The organism is Streptomyces sp. NPDC043876, from assembly GCF_056435825.1.
This window is the reverse complement of the sequence record NZ_JBWKDV010000010.1, coordinates 80,258-97,199: the sequence shown is the minus strand read 5'-3', so window position 1 is coordinate 97,199 and position 16,942 is coordinate 80,258. Positions and strand designations below refer to the sequence as shown.

Sequence of the window (16,942 nt, the reverse complement as noted above, 5' to 3'; positions counted from 1 at the left end):
TGGAACCGGTGAACCGGTGTCCTGCGCGCCATCACAACAGAGTCTGTGAACCGAGTCAACACCGCTCTGTGGGATCAGGCAGTTCACGCTGTGAAGCGGTCTCTCGTCTGTGCACCGGTATGCTCGGTACATGCCGGACAACGCCACAGAGGTGACCGCAGCCGAGATCGCCCGCCTCGCCGGGGTCGGCCGCGCCGCGGTGAGCAACTGGCGCCGCCGCCACGCCGACTTCCCGAAGCCCGTCGGCGGCAGCGAGACCAGCCCGTCCTTCGCCCTCCCCGAGGTCGAGGCCTGGCTGCGCGCCCAGGGCAAGCTCGCCGAGGTCCCCCCGCGCGAACGCGTCTGGCAGCAGATCACCGCCCACCCCGGCGGAGCCGTCGCCGGGCTGGTCGAGGCGGGCTGCGCGCTGCTCGTCGTCCACGACCGGCCCACCGACTGGCTGGAGCTGAGCGCCGTCTCCGACGCGCGGATGGCCGCGCTGCTGCGGCCCGTCCTCGCCCAGGTGCTCACCGCCCGCCTCGGTCCCGGCCACGCCCTGGCCGTCGACGCCCTGGCCGCCACCACCCCCGCGTCCATGCCGCTGCTGCGCGCCGCCGCCGGGCTCGCCGCGGAACTCGGCGCCCGCAGCGCCTTCGAGTTCCTGCTCGGCCGCCACCTCGACGCGAACCCCCGGCAGTACACGCTGACCCCGCCCGGCCCCGCCGAGCTGATGGCCGCCCTCGCCGGGCCCGGCGCCCGCAGCGTTCTCGACCCCGCCTGCGGCACCGGCGGCCTGCTGCGCGCCGTCCCCGCGCCCACCGCCCTGTACGGCCAGGACTCCGCGCCCGAACTCGCCGCCCTCACCGCGCTCCGGCTCGCCCTCCACGGCACCGCCGAGGTCCGCGCGGCCGCCGCCGACAGCCTGCGTGCCGACGCCTTCCCGCGGGCCGCCGTCGATGCCGTGCTGTGTCACCCGCCCTTCAACGAACGCAACTGGGGCCACGAGGAACTCGCCTACGACCCGCGCTGGGAGTACGGCTTCCCCGCCCGCACCGAATCCGAACTCGCCTGGGTCCAGCACGCCCTGGCACGTCTGCGCGAGGGCGGCACCGCCGTCCTCCTGATGCCCCCGGCCGCGGCCGCCCGCCGATCCGGCCGCCGCATCCGCGCCGACCTGCTCCGCCGGGGCGCACTGCGGGCCGTCATCGCGCTCCCGGCGGGCGCCGCGCCCCCGTACGGCATCCCCCTGCACCTGTGGGTGCTGCGCAAGAGCGCCGCGCACGCCCCGGCCCCGCCCGGGCTGCTGCTCGTCGACACCGCCGACCTCGGCGGCGGCGAGGGCCGCGAACGGGCCGCGTGGCCCGCCGTGCGGGACGCGGTGCTGGCCGCCTGGACGACGTACGACGGGGCCGGCGGCCCGGACGAGGTCCCCGGCACGCCCGGGCTGAGCCGCTGCGTGCCCGTCATCGAGCTCCTCGACGACGACGTGGACCTCACCCCCGCCCGCCATCTGCCCCCCGCCGCCGCGGGCGGCGGACCGGCCGCGCTGAGCGCCGTACGCGCCCGCCTCGACGAGGCCCTCCAGCGCGCCGCCCGGCTCACCCCGCCGCCCGCCGAGCCCGCCGCCGGACCCGTCCGGCTGCCCGCCACCACCATCGGCGAACTCGCCCGCGCGGGCGCCCTGGTGCTGCGCACCGGCACCGGCAGCGGCGCCGGGGACGTGCCCGTCCTCACCGAACACGACGTGTACGGCGGCGGCGCCCCCTCCGGCACCCTCGCCGAATCCGCCGAGGAGCCCGTCCTGACCGAGGCGGGCGACATCGTCGTCCCCGTCGTCGGGGCCGCCGCCGTCGCCCGGGTCGTCGGCCCGGCAGACGCGGGCGCAGCCCTCGGCCGCAACCTCCAGCTGCTGCGCCCCGACCCGGCCGCCCTCGACCCGTGGTTCCTGGCCGGCTTCCTGCGCGGCACCGCCAACAACCGGCAGGCCTCCAGCTACGCCTCCACCGCCACCCGGCTCGACGTGCGCCGCCTCCAGCTGCCCCGGCTGCCGCTCGCCGACCAGCGCCGCTACGGCGAACGCTTCCGCGCGCTCGCCGAGTTCGAGGACGCGCTGCGGCTCGCCGGACGGCTCGGCGAACAGCTCGTACAGGGTCTCCACGACGCGCTGGCGGACGGTACGGTCACGGCGGAGTGAGCCGGTGCGCAACGGTTGTGCACATCCCCTGACCGGCCGGACGGATCGCTGTATACGCTCGCACCCGAGCACGTCCGAGAAGCGCCGTCCCACCACGCGCGAAGTCCGTCAGGAGAACAGCGATGCACGGCCACGGCCCCGGCCTCCCGCCGCCGCACCAGCAGTACGGTCCACAGCGCGGTCAGGACGCCGTCATCGCCCTGCGCGTGGTCTTCGCGCTGGTGCCGCTGCTCAGCTGCGGGTTCCTCAGCTGGGTGACCATGCTGCGGGTCGCGATCGTCACCCGGGCCGCCCGCGACTGGGTGCTCTTCGCCCTCTCCGCGGCCCTCGTCATCCTCGGCTTCGCGCTGATCGGCACCGACCCGGTCGCGGACGGCGGCGGCACCCGGGGCGACATCGGACTGGCGCTGCTGCTGGCGACCGGCGTGGCCGCCCTCGCGTATTTCCTCTACGTCGACCTGCGCAGGCCCAGCCGGCCCGCGGCCACCGACTGGTACGCCCCGCCGGTGCCGCCGCAGCAGCCGCAGGGGTACGGCTACGGCTACCCGCCGCAGGCTGGCACGACCGTCCCGGCCCCGCCCCGGCATTCCCCGCAGCCGCAGCCCCGGCCTCACCAGCAGCCGCTTCCGCAGCCCCCGCACACCCCCTCGCCCCCGCGGATCGGCCAGGTCCGCGCCGAGCTCGACGAGCTGAGCGAGCTGCTGCGCAAGCAGGAGACCGAGCGGGGCCACGGCCAGGAGCCCGGCCGGTGACCGAGCGGATCCTCGGCGAGCGCTACCAGCTCGCCACCGTCCTCGGCCAGGGCGGCATGGGCCAGGTCTGGACGGCGTACGACCGGCGCCTGGACCGCCGGGTGGCCGTCAAGCTGCTGCGCCCCGACAAGGTCGCGGGCCCCGGCAGCGTCGCCGAGGAGCTGCGCCGCCGCTTCGTGCGCGAGTGCCGCGTCACGGCGCAGGTCGACCACCCCGGTCTGGTCACCGTCCACGACGCGGGCAGCGACGGGGACGAGCTGTACCTGGTCATGCAGTACGTCGAGGGCGCCGACCTCGCCGACCACCTGGCCGAACACGACCCGTACCCCTGGCCGTGGGCGGTCTCGGTGGTCGCGCAGCTGTGCTCGGTGCTCTCCGCCGTGCACGCGGTGCCGATCGTGCACCGCGACCTCAAGCCGCGGAACGTGATGGTGCGCCCCGACGGGACGGTCACCGTCCTCGACCTCGGCGTCGCCTCCGTCATGGACACCGACACCACGCGCCTCACCCACACCGGCTCGCCGATCGGCAGCCCCGCCTACATGGCCCCCGAGCAGGCCATGGGCGGCGCGGTCGGCCCCTACACCGACCTCTACGCGCTGGGCGTGCTGCTCTACGAACTGCTCAGCGGCAACGTCCCCTTCGCCGGGTCCACCGCCCTCGGCGTGCTCCACCGGCACCTGTACGAGCCCCCGCTCCCGGTGCGCCGGCTGCGCCCGGAGGTGCCGCCCCACCTCGAAGCGGTCCTGATGCACCTGCTGGCCAAGGACTCGCAGGACCGGCCCGGCTCCGCGCAGGAGGTCTACGAGGCGCTGATCCCGCTGCTGCCCACCCACGGCAGCCCCAGCGGCCCCCTGGACCCCACCCGGCCCTTCCTGCGCCCGCAGGCCCCCTGGCCGGACCGGGTCACCGCGGCGCCCCGCCCCCAGGTCCCGCCCGCCGCCGCCCCCGCGCGCCGCGACGTCCCGGCGGCCGTCGACGAGGCCAGGAAGCTGCTGGACGAGGGCAGGCTCACCCAGGCCGTGGACATCCTCGGCGACATCCTCCCGGCCGCCGTCGCGCAGCACGGGGAGCACTCGCCCGTCGTCCGGTCGCTGCGCAAGCAGTACGCGGCCACGCTGATGGACGACGGCCAGTACCGCCGGGCCCTGCCCGAACTGCGCCGCCTGGCCGAGGAGTTCCCGGCGGGCGACCCGCAGTCCCTGCGCTTTCGCTACGACGCCGCCCAGTGCCTGGAGCAGCTCGGCGAGCCCGCCGCCGCCCTGGCCGAGTACCGTGCGCTGCTGCCGCTCTTCGAGAACCGCTACGCGAACCCGGATCCGGGGCTACCGCTGGAGGTCCGGCGCCGGATGGCGCAGCTGCTGCTCTCCCTGGGGGACCGGGCGGCGGCGCACGACACGCTGGTGCGGCTGCTGTTCGACGCGGACCAGCTGCACGGTCCGGGGCATCCGTTCCCCACCGAGGTCCGCCGCACCCTCCAGTGGCTGGGCCAGGTCCGCTGACCCGGGCGCCGCCGTGTGCGGCGGCGCGGACCGTAGGGGTGAAAGCGCACCCCAACGCCCTTGGAATCGTTGGTCGAAGCGGTAGCTGGGACGCCCCGGACTGCATACTATCGATCACCGCAAGGCCCTTGTGCACCAAAGCACAATCCAGCCCGGCCCGGGAGGCTCCTTTGCACCGTCGCACAGCGCTCTCCGTATCCGCCGCCCTGCTCGCGGCGGCCCCCCTCCTGTCCGCCTGCTCCTCCGCCGAGGTCCGCCCCGGCACGGCGGCCGTGGTCGGCGGCGAACGGATCACCACCGCGGCGCTCCAGGCGCAGGTCAAGGACGTCCGCACCGCCCAGAGCAACGCCGAGCAGTCCGCACGGCTCATCGAGGCCAGCGCGGGCCTGGAACGGGTCAAGCTCGGCAAGATGATCCAGCTGCGCATCCTGGAGAAGGCCGCCGACGACGCCGGACTGTCGGTCAGCACCAAGGACGTCGAGGACGCCCGCAAGGCGCAGACCGCCCAGGCCAAGGGCGCCGACCAGCTCGAACAGCTGGCGCTGCAGGCCCGGGTTCCGCTCGCGCCCGACCAGATCGACGGCGAACTCCGCTTCCAGCTGCTGCTCGGCAAACTCAGCGACCGCTTCGGCGAGGACAAGGTCCTCGTCCCGCTCGCGAAGGCCGCCAAGGAGCTGCACATCCAGGTCAACCCGCGCTACGGCGCCTGGAACACGGAGCAGATCGCGCTCGGTGACGCCCGGACCCCCTGGGTCAACCAGAAGACCCGGCCCGAGCAGGCCCCCGCCGGAGCCTGACCCGCCACCGGGGGTAGGTTCGAAGCGTGAACGACCACAGCGCTCCCGAACCCGCCGCCCCGCCCGCCGAGCCCACCGGCCGGATCGTCCTGCTGACCGCGAGCCACCGGGTCGCCCCGGGCCTGCTGTCCTGGTCCGCCTGGCAGACCCTGCACGCCGCGGACCGGGTGCTGTGCGCCGACCCGGCGAACCCGCAGCTGCCGTACCTGCGCGAGGCGGGCGTCGAGGTCGAGGCGGGGGTCCCGGACGCCCACGCGCTGGTCGAGGCGTGCGCCGGGGGGCGCACCGTGGTGGTCCTGCCGGGCGGCGAGGGCGACCAGCGGCTCACCGACGGACTGGCCCGGCTGGCCGGCTCGGGCCGCGTCTCCATGCCCGACCTGGAACTGCTGCCCGGTTCCTACGACCTGCCCGGGGCCCGGCTGCTCGACCTGGTACAGGTCATGGACCGGGTCCGGCGCGCCTGCCCCTGGACCTCCCTCCAGACCCACCGGGGCCTGGCGAAGTACGGCATCGAGGAAGCGTACGAACTCGTCGAGGCCATCGAGGACGGCGACCGCGACGCGCTGCGCGAGGAGCTGGGCGACGTGCTCCTCCAGGTCGTCTTCCACGCGCGCATCGCCGAAGAAGGCGTCGAGGGCGCCGAGGACGAGGACGGGGAGGCCTTCTCCATCGACGACGTGGCCGGGAGCCTGGTCGACAAGCTGGTCCACCGCCACCCGCACGTCTTCGGCGACGAGGTGGTGAGCGGCCCGCAGGACGTCGAGGCGATCTGGCAGCGCACGAAGGCGGTCGAGAAGCGCCGGGAGTCGGTGACCGACGGGGTGCCGGTGGGCCAGCCGGGGCTGGCGCTCGCGGCGAAGCTCGCGGGCCGGGTCCGCGCGGGCGGCCTGGACGTGCCGCTGCCGAGCGGCGAGGGCATCGGGTACGAACTGCTGGCGCTGGCGGCGCGCGCCGAGGCGGCGGGCACCGACCCGGAGACGGCGCTGCGCGCGGCGGCCCGCGCCTACCGGGACGCGATCCGGGCGGCCGAGGGAGTCCCTCCTCTTTAACGCTCCTCTCTTACGCTTTCAGAGCCCTCCGTTTCAACGCTCTCAGTGCGTCCGGCCGCCGGGGTTGTGCCAGTGCGGGTCGGGCCGGTTCAGGAACCACTCGCCGAAGCCGAGCGGCCGGTCGTGGCCCGGGCCGGTGTTCGCGGGCACCGCGTCGTGGAAGATCCGGGCCGGCGCCGCGCCCAGCCCGGCCACCAGCGAGGCGGTCTCGGCGACGAACTGCGGCGGGCCGCTCAGGTAGACGTCCTGGTCGGGCCAGAGCCCGCGGTGGCCGAGCGCCGTCGCGAGCCGCGCGGTGGCCTCGTTGCGCGGCCGCCCGGGCGCGGGCGTGATGTAGGTGACGGCGAGCCAGGGGTGCGCGGCGGCGTACGCGTCGATCAGGGGCCGGTCGTAGAGGTGCGCCCCGTCGCGGGCGACCACGAAGAGCCGTACGTCGTGCCCCGGCGGCCGCGCCAGCAGCTCCTCCAGCATGGCGCGCACCGGAGCCCAGCCGGTGCCGGCCGCGATGAAGGTGGCGGGCCGGTCCTCCCGGCGCAGGGTGACCCGGCCGCCCGCCGAGCCCAGCCGCAGCACCTCGCCGGGCGCGACCTCCCGGACCAGGGCGGTGCTGAGCCGGCCGCCGTCGATCCGGCTGACGTGGAGGTCGAGGGTGTGGTCGGCGCGGGGTGCGTTCGCGACGGAGTAGGTGCGCCAGGTGGCCGGTACCCGGGCGCTGCACACGCTGACGTACTGGCCCGGCAGATAGGGGAGCGGCTGGTGCGGCCGCAGCGTCAGGACGCCGATGTCCGCGCCGTAGCGCAGGTGGCGCACGACCTCCGCGTCCCACCACGGCGGGTCGTGGCTCTGGGCGGCGGCCGCGCTCATCACGTCGGCGATCGCCCGGTAGGCCTCGCTCCAGGCCTTCTCGACCGCCGGGGTCCAGGCGGGGCCGCTGGCTTCGGCGAGCGCGGCGAGCAGGCTGGCCCCGACGGCGTCGTAGTGCTCCGGGCGGGCGAGGAACTTGCGGTGGTCGCGGCCGAGGTCGCGGAGGTAGGGGACGAGGGTCCCGTCGTCGATGTGCGCGATGACGTGGGTGAGCGCGGCGAAGAGCCGGTCCCGCTGGCGCTCCATGTCCAGGGCGGCGGCCGGGAAGAGGCCGCGGATGTCCGGGTTGTGCCAGAACAGGTGGGTGTAGAAGTACTTGACCGCGTGTTCGGCCCTTCTTTCGACCACGGCGAAACTGCTCTTCAAGATCCTCACATCCACAAGAGCGACAGTAGGAGTGGCCGGGAACCCGGGGTCAAGGGAAGGGTGATCTACGGCCAGCCGCGGAAAACCAGTCATATGGGATGAGTGGCGGCGGCCGGGGTACGGTCGCCTGGTGCACCAGCAGACCCCCGCCGAGCCCTCCGCCGGCCCTTCCGCCGAGTCCTCCGCCGAGCGGGCGGGCGGCTGTCCCGTCACCGCCGCCGCCGGGCCCGCCGCCGGACCCGAACTCTTCACCTGGGAGTTCGCGACCGACCCCTACCCGGCCTACGCCTGGCTGCGGGAGCACGCGCCGGTGCACCGCACCACGCTCCCCAGCGGGGTCGACGCCTGGCTGGTCACCCGGTACGCCGACGCCCGCCAGGCCCTCGCCGACCAGCGCCTGAGCAAGAACCCGGTGCACCACGCCGAGCCCGGCAAGACGGGCATCCCCGGCGAGCGCAGCGCCGGTCTGATGACCCACCTGCTCAACATCGACCCGCCGGACCACACGCGGCTGCGGCGCCTGGTGTCGAAGGCCTTCACCCCGCGCAGGGTCGCCGAGTTCGCCCCGCGGGTGCAGGAGCTGACGGACCAGCTCATCGACGCCTTCGCGCAGAAGGGGGAGGCCGACCTGATCCACGAGTTCGCCTTCCCGCTCCCCATCTACGCCATCTGCGAGCTGCTCGGCGTACCGCGCGAGGACCAGGACGACTTCCGCGACTGGGCCGGGATGATGATCCGGCACGGCGGCGGTCCGCGCGGCGGGGTCGCCCGCTCCGTCAAGAAGATCCGCGCGTACCTCGGCGAGCTGATCCACCGCAAGCGCGACGACCTCGGCGACGACCTCATCTCGGACCTGATCCGGGCGAGCGACCACGGCGACCACCTGACGGAGGCCGAGGCCACCGCCATGTGCTTCGTGCTCCTCTTCGCGGGTTTCGAGACCACCATCAACCTGATCGGCAACGGCACCTGCGCGCTGCTCCGCAACCCCCGCCAGCGCGCGCTCCTCCAGGAGTCGCTGGCGGCCGGTGCGACGGAGCTGCTGGCGACCGGGATCGAGGAACTGCTCCGGTACGACGGTCCCGTGGAGCTGGCGACCTGGCGCTACGCGACCGAGCCGCTGACCATCGGCGGCCAGGACGTCCCGGCGGGCGATCCGGTGCTCGTCGTCCTCGCGGCGGCCGACCGGGACCCGGCGCGCTTCGACGCGCCGGACGCTCTGGACCTCGCGCGGAGCGACAACCAGCACCTCGGATACGGGCACGGCATCCACTACTGCCTGGGCGCTCCGCTGGCCCGACTGGAGGGTCAGACGGCGCTCGCGAGTTTGCTGACGCGTCTGCCCGATCTGGAACTGGCCATTCCTCCCGAGGAGCTGCGGTGGCGGGGCGGACTGATCATGCGTGGCCTGCGCACGCTTCCGGTCCGCTTCACAACCCCAAACGTTGCGGATGCGGAAGGGGCGGTGCCGGGGCCCGTGGCTGACTAACAGTCAACTCTGTGACCTCGACGTGATCTGCGCATCATCGACTTGTGACAAGCGTTCGAACCCGGCTAGGTTCGCGTCGCCCCCGCCGCCACGCGAAAGGTCCACCCTCATGCGTTCCGGGAACGGCCGCCACAGACGCCCCCGTCAGGTCCCCGCCCTCGTCGTCACCGCCGGAGTCGCCGGCTCCGCACTCGCTCTGCCGCTGTTCGCCGCCTCCGGCGCGAACGCGGCCGAGACCACCACCTGGGACAGGGTGGCCGAGTGCGAGAGCGGCGGAACCTGGAGCGCCGATTTCGGCAGCGGGTCGTACGGCGGACTCCAGTTCACGCTGGAACAGTGGAAGAGCGCGGGCGGGCTGGAGTTCGCCGCGCGGCCCGACCTCGCCAGCCGCTCGCAGCAGATAGCCATCGCCGAGCGGGTCCTCGCCTCGCAGGGACCGCAGGCCTGGCCGCTGTGCGGGGAGTCCTCCGGGCTCACCCGGGGCGGCCCCGCGCCCACCGTCGACCCGGGCCGCGCAGGTTCCGGTTCCGTCGCGCCGAGCCCGCTGCGCCCCGAAGGAACCCCGGCCTCCGGTGCGGGTCCGCTCGCCGGAGCGCCCGCGCCCGCCTCGACGCCGGCCTCCACCGGGCACATCCCCGGAGCCACCGCCCCGTCCGGGGCCAACGCCTCGCCCGGCGCGCTGCCGGCGGTCCCCGAGACCCCGCTGACCTCCGGACTGCCCGTCATGCCGCCCCCGGCGCCCGAGACCGGTGGCCCCGCCACCCCGACCGGGCCCACGGGAACGCCCGTGGCGCCCGTACCCGGCGGCTCCGCGCTCCCGGGCGGTCCGACGGCCTCCCCGTCGAACCCCGCGACTCCGGCGGCCCCGACGGGCCCGGCCGCCACGCCCGGCTCCGCGGCCACGCCGCAGGGCGAAACGTCGGCAACCGGTGGAAAGCACCGCGGAACGCCCGCCGCGGAGACGCCCGCGGCCCCTGACGCCCTGTCGGATCCGTCGTACACCGTCAAGGCCGGGGACAACCTGACGGCGATCGCGACCGCCCAGGGGGTCGAGGGTGGCTGGAATGCCCTTTACGAGGCAAATCAGCAGGTCATCGGGCATGACGCCGACCTCATCACCCCGGGGCAGAATCTCGATCTAAGCCAGAAATAGGGGCACTTCGGGCGCGAAGATCGCCTTGTATGTCCCCTTCGTGCAAGTGAGACATGCATCTCTTCGGTCCAACTGGCGTGTCCTGGTCGGAGACTGCCGCAAACCCGGCTCTCACCTGCGTAAACACCCGTCCCGGGAGCGCAAGTAGGGCCCGTTTCTCCCCGATGTCCCTCGTTGAACATCGGGGAGAGACCTGTCTACCTTCTGAATCGCTCGCCACCGCGGGCTCCTTCGACCGCATCGCCGAATCCTGCCGGCGGACGGAGGGAACAGTCGTCGCGCAAGCGCCGAAGGCAGGAGCGGGGGAACCAAGGTAAGTGCCGGAACCGGCCGTTGAGAGACGGTCACGGAACCGGCTTGGGGTTAAGCCGCGCACCACGGTGCGCGACCGGGCAACTCATCCGCCCGAACCCGACAGCTCACTTCGCAGGCGTCGGTGAGGAGAAAACCATGCTGCTTTCCGGCAAGGGCAAGCACCGTCGCGCCTCCAAGGCCACCCGTGTCGTCACCCTCGTCGGTGTCGCCGGTGTCGCCGTGGCGGCCCCGCTGATGACCGCGGGCGCCGCGAGCGCCGCGACCACCTCCCAGTGGGACGCCGTCGCCGCGTGCGAGTCCGGCGGCAACTGGTCCATCAACACGGGCAACGGCTACTACGGCGGCGTGCAGTTCTCGTCCTCCACCTGGGCGGCGTACGGCGGCAAGGCCTACGCCCCGCAGGCCAACCAGGCCACCAAGTCGCAGCAGATAGCCATCGCCGAGAAGGTCCTCAAGGGCCAGGGCAAGGGCGCGTGGCCGTCCTGCGGCGTGGGCCTGTCGAACGCGGCCTACAACGGCGGCGCGGCCGAGGCCCCCAAGCAGGCCAAGCCCGAGAAGAAGGCCGAGAAGAAGGCCCAGCCGAAGCAGGAGACCAAGCGCGCCGAGGCGCCGGTCACCCGCTCCGAGCGCGCCGAGACCCCGGCCCCCGTCAAGAAGACCCCGGCCGCCGAGGCCCCCAAGACGGGCAACGGCTCCTACGAGGTCAAGGCCGGCGACACCCTCGGCACCATCGCCCAGGCGAACGCCGTCAAGGGCGGCTGGCAGCACGTGTTCGAGCTGAACAAGGACATCGTGCAGGACGCCGACCTGATCTTCCCGGGTCAGAAGCTGAAGCTCAGCTGAACCCCGCGGTAACGCTCCACGCATGACCACCACCGCCCGGCGCGTATCCCCTCACGCGCCGGGCTGTCGTGTTTCCGCGGGCGGAATCCCGCCTTCAGCCTTGCTCTATGTCCTGTAAGAGGGGTATTCCCACCCTTTTTCGTCCCAGGGAGCGGTTGCTCGGCGGGCCGACCGCCCCGATCCGGTTAGGCTCTAAGCGGCAGGGCCGTCCCACGGCCCGACACGCCACCGCACACCCAGCGCCACATCCCATAAGGAGATGCTCGTGCCGTCCATCGACGTCGTCGTAGCCCGGGAAATCCTGGACTCCCGAGGCAACCCCACGGTCGAGGTCGAGGTTGGCCTCGACGACGGCAGCACCGGCCGTGCTGCTGTTCCGTCCGGCGCCTCCACCGGTGCCTTCGAGGCCGTCGAGCTGCGGGACGGTGACGCCAACCGCTACCTCGGCAAGGGCGTCGAGAAGGCCGTCCTCGCCGTCATCGAGCAGATCGGCCCGGAGCTCGTCGGCTACGACGCCACCGAGCAGCGCCTGATCGACCAGGCCATGTGCGACCTGGACGCCACCGACAACAAGGGCTCGCTGGGCGCCAACGCGATCCTCGGTGTCTCCCTGGCCGTCGCGCACGCCGCGTCCGAGGCCTCGGACCTGCCGCTCTTCCGCTACCTCGGTGGCCCGAACGCGCACCTGCTGCCCGTTCCGATGATGAACATCCTGAACGGCGGGTCGCACGCCGACTCCAACGTGGACATCCAGGAGTTCATGATCGCTCCGATCGGCGCGGAGTCCTTCTCCGAGGCGCTGCGCTGGGGTTCCGAGGTCTACCACACCCTCAAGAAGGTCCTGCACAGCAAGGGCCTCTCCACCGGCCTGGGCGACGAGGGCGGCTTCGCCCCGAACCTGGAGTCCAACCGCGCCGCGCTCGACCTCATCGTCGAGGCCATCAAGCTGGCCGGCTACGTCCCGGGCAAGGACATCGCGCTGGCGCTCGACGCCGCCGCGTCCGAGTTCTACAAGGACGGCAAGTACGAGTACGAGGGCCAGTCCCGCTCGGCCGCCGAGATGACCGAGTACTACGAGGAGCTCTGCGCCGCGTACCCGCTGGTCTCCCTCGAAGACCCGCTGTTCGAGGACGACTGGGCCGGCTGGAAGATCCTCACCGACCGCCTGGGCTCCAAGGTCCAGATCGTCGGCGACGACCTCTTCGTCACCAACCCGGAGCGCCTCGCCCGCGGCATCGAAGAGGGCTCGGCGAACGCCCTGCTCGTCAAGGTGAACCAGATCGGTTCGCTGACCGAGGCCCTGGACGCCGTCGAGATGGCCCAGCGCAACGGCTTCAAGTGCATGATGTCGCACCGCTCCGGCGAGACCGAGGACGTCACCATCGCCGACCTCGCCGTCGCGGTGAACTGCGGTCAGATCAAGAGCGGCGCCCCGGCCCGCTCGGACCGCGTCGCCAAGTACAACCAGCTGCTGCGCATCGAGGAGATCCTCGACGACGCCGCGGTGTACGCGGGCCGCTCCGCCTTCCCGCGCTTCAAGGGCTGACCCTCCTCCGCGGGGTTCATCCCCGCGGGGCCAGGCAGCCTCCGTACGTCCCCGCGCTCGGTCCCGTACCGTGTGCGGGGACGTATTGCTGTGTGCGCTACAGGGGAGGCGGAGTCAATGGCCGGGAACCGGGATCGGTTCTCCACCTTCTCGACCGCGACCAGGCTCAAGCAGCTCGGAGAACGGACCGCGGCCCACGTCTACCGCTCGCAGACGCGCCGTCAGGTCCGCCGCAGCCGGCTGACCGGCCGGGCCGCGCTGCTGGTGCTGGTGCTCTGTACGCTGGTCGTCGCCCTCGCGTACCCGATGCGCCAGTACGTCTCCCAGCGCTCGGAGATCGCCGACCAGCAGCGGAGCGCCGACGGGGCGCGCAAGCGGCTGGACGAGCTGCGCGACGAGAAGGCCCGCTGGCAGGACCCGGCCTACGCGGAGCAGCAGGCGCGCAGGCACCTGCACTACGTGCGGCCGGGGGAGATCGGCTACACGATGGTCGACTCCGAGAGCGCGGAGCACCGCCGCACCGGCGCGGCGACGGCCGACCGGCCCTGGTACTCGAACGTCTGGGACGGCGTCGACAAGGCCGACCGCCCCGCCGACTGACGTTCACCGACCGACCACTTACCGAAAGACGCACCCCAGGCATGCAGACGCCCCCGCCCCAGACCGCACGGACCGAGCCGACGGACGCGGACATCGCCGCGTTCGAGCAGCAGCTCGGCCGCCCGCCGCGCGGACTGCGCGCCATCGCGCACCGCTGTCCCTGCGGGCAGCCCGACGTGGTCGAGACCGCCCCGCGCCTGCCCGACGGCACGCCGTTCCCCACGCTGTACTACTTGACCTGCCCGCGGGCCGCCGGCGCCATCGGCACCCTGGAGGCCAACGGCGTGATGAAGGAGATGCAGGCCCGCCTCGCCACGGACCCGGAGCTGGCCGCCGCCTACCGGGCCGCCCACGAGGACTACCTCACCCGGCGCGACGCGATCGAGGTGCTGGAGGGCTTCCCGAGCGCGGGCGGCATGCCCGACCGGGTGAAGTGCCTGCACGTGCTGGTCGGCCACTCGCTGGCCGCCGGACCGGGCGTGAACCCCTTCGGCGACGAGGCGCTCGCGATGCTCCCCGAGTGGTGGGCCAAGGGCGCCTGCGTCACCCCGTGCGCGGAGAAGTCCGGGGACCCGGAGCCGGCCGGGCGGCCGGAGCAGACGGAGGCCGGCGCGTGACGCGGGTCGCGGGCATCGACTGCGGTACGAACTCCATCCGCCTGCTGGTCGCCGACTGCACCCCGGAGACCGGCGAGCTGATCGAGCTGGACCGGCGGATGACCATCGTCCGGCTCGGCCAGGGCGTGGACAAGACCGGCCGGCTGGCCCCGGAGGCCCTGGAGCGCACCTTTGCGGCCTGCCGCGAGTACGCCGCCGTGATCAAGGAGCTGGGCGCCGAGCGGGTCCGCTTCGTGGCCACCTCGGCCTCGCGCGACGCGGAGAACCGGGACGAGTTCGTCCAGGGCGTCCTGGACATCCTGGGCGTGGAGCCCGAGGTGATCAGCGGGGACCAGGAGGCGGAGTTCTCCTTCACCGGCGCCACCATGGAGCTGACGGGCCGCGACGACCTCGCCACGCCGTACCTGGTCGTGGACATCGGCGGGGGCTCCACCGAGTTCGTGGTGGGCGAGCAGCACGTGCGCGCCGCGCGCTCGGTCGACGTGGGCTGCGTCCGGATGACCGAGCGCCACCTCACCGTCGACGGCGTCGTCACCGACCCTCCGACCGAGGCCCAGATCGCCGCGATGCGGGCCGACATCGAGGCCGCGCTGGACCTGGCGGCCGAGTCGGTGCCGCTGTCCGAGGCGCGCACGCTGGTGGGCCTGGCGGGTTCGGTGACCACGGTCGCGGGCATCGCCCTGGGCCTGGCGGAGTACGACTCGCGCGCGATCCACCACAGCCGGATCCCCTACGAGAAGGTCCGCGAGGTCAGCGACCGGATGCTCACCCAGACGCACGCGGAGCGCGCGTCGATCGGCGTGATGCACCCGGGCCGCGTCGACGTCATCGCCGCGGGCGCCCTCGTCCTGCGGGCCCTGATGGAGCGCATCGGCGCCCGCGAGGTCGTGGTGTCCGAGCACGACATCCTCGACGGGATCTGCTGGTCGGCGGCCTGAGAACCCCTCCCGGGGGGTGGGACGGGCCGTCGCGCGAACGAGGTTCGTGAAGTTCTTCACAAGGAAAAGAAGGCGGATGGCCTCAGCGGAGGTCCTTTGGACGGGTTTTCGAGGCCGCCGAGCCGGTTTCGTAGGGGTGTTCGTGTGATTCACGGGCACCCCTGCGGTCGGTCCGTAGGTATCCACGAGAGGCGTGGTCTACCCCGTCGATAGGCCGGAGTGCCAGTTCAGAGCGGGTGGACAACGTCTCCCGTCACATGGTGGTTCCCCTCGCGCGACATGACCTCCGTCACGTGGGCGGCGCAGTGTAACAGAGGGGTCCGGACACCTTGTGAAGGGGCTCACGAGCGACACCCCTTGGGGTGCTGGATACTCGTTCCATGAGCACCACGGAGCGTCCCAGGATCCTCGTTGTAGGCGGTGGGTACGTAGGCCTGTACGCAGCCAAGCGCATCCTCAAGAAGATGCGCTACGGCGAGGCGACCGTCACGGTCGTCGACCCGCGCTCGTACATGACCTACCAGCCCTTCCTCCCCGAAGTGGCCGCAGGCAGCATCTCGCCTCGGCACGTCGTCGTCCCGCTGCGACGCGTGCTGCCCAAGGCGGAGGTCCTCACCGGCCGGGTCACCAGCATCGACCAGGACCGCAAGGTCGCCGTCGTCACGCCGCTGGTCGGCGAGGCGTACGAGCTGCCCTTCGACTACCTGGTGATCGCGCTCGGCGCCGTCTCCCGCACCTTCCCGATCCCCGGCCTCGCCGAACAGGGCATCGGCATGAAGGGCGTCGAAGAGGGCATCGGCCTGCGCAACCACGTCCTCGAACAGCTCGACAAGGCCGAGTCCACGACGGACGAGGACGTCCGCCGCAAGGCCCTCACCTTCGTCTTCGTCGGCGGCGGCTTCGCCGGCGCGGAGACCATAGGCGAGGTCGAGGACATGGCCCGCGACGCCGCGAAGTACTACACCACCATCAAGCGCGAGGACATGCGCTTCATCCTGGTGGACGCGGCCGACAAGATCCTTCCCGAGGTCGGGCCCAAGCTCGGCACCTGGGGCAAGGAGCACCTCGAGTCGCGCGGCATCGAGATCTACCTGAACACCTCCATGGACTCCTGCGTGGACGGCCACGTGGTGCTGAAGAACGGCCTGGAGGTCGACTCCAACACCCTGGTGTGGACCGCGGGCGTCAAGCCCAACCCGGTCCTGGCCCGCTACGGCCTGCCGCTCGGCCCGCGCGGCCACGTCGACGCCGGCGCCGACCTCCAGGTCACCGGCACCGACTACATCTGGGCCGCGGGCGACAACGCCCAGGTCCCGGACATGGCGGCCCGCAAGGCCGGCGTCGAGAACGCCTGGTGCCCGCCGAACGCCCAGCACGCGCTGCGCCAGTCCAAGGTCCTCGCGGACAACGTCATCTCGGGCATGCGGGGCTTCCCGCAGGGCGAGTACTCGCACTCCAACAAGGGTGCGGTGGCGGGCCTCGGCCTCCACAAGGGCGTCGCGATGATCGTCATGGGCGGCATGAAGATCAAGCTCAAGGGCCGGCTCGCCTGGTACATGCACCGTGGCTACCACGGCATGGCCATGCCGACCTGGAACCGCAAGATCCGCGTCTTCGCCGACTGGACCCTCGCGATGTTCCTCAAGCGCGAGGTCGTCTCCCTCGGTGCGCTGGAGACCCCGCGCGAGGAGTTCTACGAGGCCGCCAAGCCGGCCCCGGCTCCGGCCGCCGCGACGGCTCCCGCCCAGAAGGCCAAGGCCTCCTGACCCGGGCCTGACCGCGAGCATCCCCGCACGACCCCGAAGGGGCCTCCCGCCATCCGTGGTGCGGGCGGCCCCTTCGGTGCGTCCGCGACGGGCCTCCTGCGGCGTGTCCCCGGCGGCTTACCCGGTGTGCGCGCTGGGTAGAGGCAATGGTCGGAGCCTTACTGGAGGTGTG

At 72.9% G+C, this 16,942-nt stretch carries 14 protein-coding genes and 1 riboswitch; of the genes, 13 read left to right on the top strand and 1 reads right to left on the bottom strand.

What is annotated here, in order from left to right:
* Nucleotides 1-130: 130 nt before the first annotated feature.
* From AC0693_RS28375 to AC0693_RS28355, 5 genes are all read left to right on the top strand, one after another.
* On the top strand, nt 131-2,173 hold the full coding sequence (locus AC0693_RS28375) for an N-6 DNA methylase (RefSeq protein WP_478803222.1): 2,043 nt from the start codon (nt 131-133) through the stop codon (nt 2,171-2,173).
* A gap of 122 nt (nt 2,174-2,295) precedes the next feature.
* Nucleotides 2,296-2,925: a hypothetical protein gene (locus AC0693_RS28370; RefSeq protein ID WP_469319518.1), complete on the top strand. Its 630-nt coding sequence runs from the start codon at nt 2,296-2,298 to the stop codon at nt 2,923-2,925.
* Nucleotides 2,922-4,427, top strand: a complete 1,506-nt coding sequence (locus AC0693_RS28365; protein WP_478803221.1) for a protein kinase domain-containing protein — start codon at nt 2,922-2,924, stop codon at nt 4,425-4,427. Before AC0693_RS28370 ends, AC0693_RS28365 begins: the two co-directional genes overlap by 4 nt.
* A gap of 170 nt (nt 4,428-4,597) precedes the next feature.
* Nucleotides 4,598-5,224: a SurA N-terminal domain-containing protein gene (locus AC0693_RS28360; RefSeq protein ID WP_469333645.1), complete on the top strand. Its 627-nt coding sequence runs from the start codon at nt 4,598-4,600 to the stop codon at nt 5,222-5,224.
* Nucleotides 5,225-5,250: 26 nt separating this feature from the next.
* Entirely contained in the window at nt 5,251-6,273 is a 1,023-nt protein-coding gene (locus AC0693_RS28355; RefSeq protein WP_478739799.1) for a nucleoside triphosphate pyrophosphohydrolase, read from the top strand.
* Nucleotides 6,274-6,315: 42 nt separating this feature from the next.
* Here AC0693_RS28355 and AC0693_RS28350 read toward each other — a convergent pair whose 3' ends face one another.
* On the bottom strand, nt 6,316-7,512 hold the full coding sequence (locus tag AC0693_RS28350; protein WP_478803220.1) for a globin domain-containing protein: 1,197 nt from the start codon (nt 7,510-7,512) through the stop codon (nt 6,316-6,318).
* 121 nt (nt 7,513-7,633) lie between these two features.
* Between AC0693_RS28350 and AC0693_RS28345 the strand changes: the two genes are divergently transcribed.
* The 8 genes from AC0693_RS28345 to AC0693_RS28310 all read left to right on the top strand — a co-directional run bounded on the left by AC0693_RS28345 (nt 7,634) and on the right by AC0693_RS28310 (nt 16,770).
* Nucleotides 7,634-8,992 (top strand): cytochrome P450 family protein, encoded by a 1,359-nt coding sequence (locus tag AC0693_RS28345; RefSeq protein ID WP_478803219.1) that lies wholly within the window; start codon nt 7,634-7,636, stop codon nt 8,990-8,992.
* A gap of 109 nt (nt 8,993-9,101) precedes the next feature.
* Entirely contained in the window at nt 9,102-10,145 is a 1,044-nt protein-coding gene (locus AC0693_RS28340; RefSeq protein WP_478803218.1) for a LysM peptidoglycan-binding domain-containing protein, read from the top strand.
* A gap of 275 nt (nt 10,146-10,420) precedes the next feature.
* Nucleotides 10,421-10,593: riboswitch (cyclic di-AMP (ydaO/yuaA leader) on the top strand.
* A 2-nt stretch (nt 10,594-10,595) separates the two neighbouring features.
* The gene (locus tag AC0693_RS28335) at nt 10,596-11,303 is read left to right on the top strand and encodes a transglycosylase family protein (protein WP_356409840.1); all 708 of its coding nucleotides are present in this window, start codon (nt 10,596-10,598) and stop codon (nt 11,301-11,303) included.
* A 259-nt stretch (nt 11,304-11,562) separates the two neighbouring features.
* A complete protein-coding gene (eno, locus tag AC0693_RS28330; RefSeq protein WP_356409843.1) occupies nt 11,563-12,849 on the top strand; it encodes a phosphopyruvate hydratase in 1,287 nt (428 codons plus the stop codon).
* Between the two features lie 117 nt (nt 12,850-12,966).
* On the top strand, nt 12,967-13,449 hold the full coding sequence (locus AC0693_RS28325; protein ID WP_468470147.1) for an FtsB family cell division protein: 483 nt from the start codon (nt 12,967-12,969) through the stop codon (nt 13,447-13,449).
* 41 nt (nt 13,450-13,490) lie between these two features.
* Nucleotides 13,491-14,066, top strand: coding sequence for a DUF501 domain-containing protein (locus AC0693_RS28320; protein ID WP_469319523.1), 576 nt, complete (start codon nt 13,491-13,493; stop codon nt 14,064-14,066).
* A complete protein-coding gene (locus AC0693_RS28315; protein WP_356409851.1) occupies nt 14,063-15,004 on the top strand; it encodes a Ppx/GppA phosphatase family protein in 942 nt (313 codons plus the stop codon). Before AC0693_RS28320 ends, AC0693_RS28315 begins: the two co-directional genes overlap by 4 nt.
* A gap of 380 nt (nt 15,005-15,384) precedes the next feature.
* The gene (locus AC0693_RS28310; protein WP_356409854.1) at nt 15,385-16,770 is read left to right on the top strand and encodes an NAD(P)/FAD-dependent oxidoreductase; all 1,386 of its coding nucleotides are present in this window, start codon (nt 15,385-15,387) and stop codon (nt 16,768-16,770) included.
* Nucleotides 16,771-16,942 lie beyond the last annotated feature (172 nt).

Excerpts from the sequence above, each read along its gene's own strand:
- AC0693_RS28375 (WP_478803222.1), top strand. The coding sequence starts at position 131 with ATGCCGGACAACGCCACAGAGGTGACCGCAGCCGAGATCGCCCGCCTC.
- AC0693_RS28370 (WP_469319518.1), top strand. The coding sequence starts at position 2,296 with ATGCACGGCCACGGCCCCGGCCTCCCGCCGCCGCACCAGCAGTACGGT.
- AC0693_RS28340 (WP_478803218.1), top strand. The coding sequence starts at position 9,102 with ATGCGTTCCGGGAACGGCCGCCACAGACGCCCCCGTCAGGTCCCCGCC.
- AC0693_RS28335 (WP_356409840.1), top strand. The coding sequence starts at position 10,596 with ATGCTGCTTTCCGGCAAGGGCAAGCACCGTCGCGCCTCCAAGGCCACC.
- eno (WP_356409843.1), top strand. The coding sequence starts at position 11,563 with ATGCTCGTGCCGTCCATCGACGTCGTCGTAGCCCGGGAAATCCTGGAC.
- AC0693_RS28325 (WP_468470147.1), top strand. The coding sequence starts at position 12,967 with ATGGCCGGGAACCGGGATCGGTTCTCCACCTTCTCGACCGCGACCAGG.
- AC0693_RS28320 (WP_469319523.1), top strand. The coding sequence starts at position 13,491 with ATGCAGACGCCCCCGCCCCAGACCGCACGGACCGAGCCGACGGACGCG.
- AC0693_RS28310 (WP_356409854.1), top strand. The coding sequence starts at position 15,385 with ATGAGCACCACGGAGCGTCCCAGGATCCTCGTTGTAGGCGGTGGGTAC.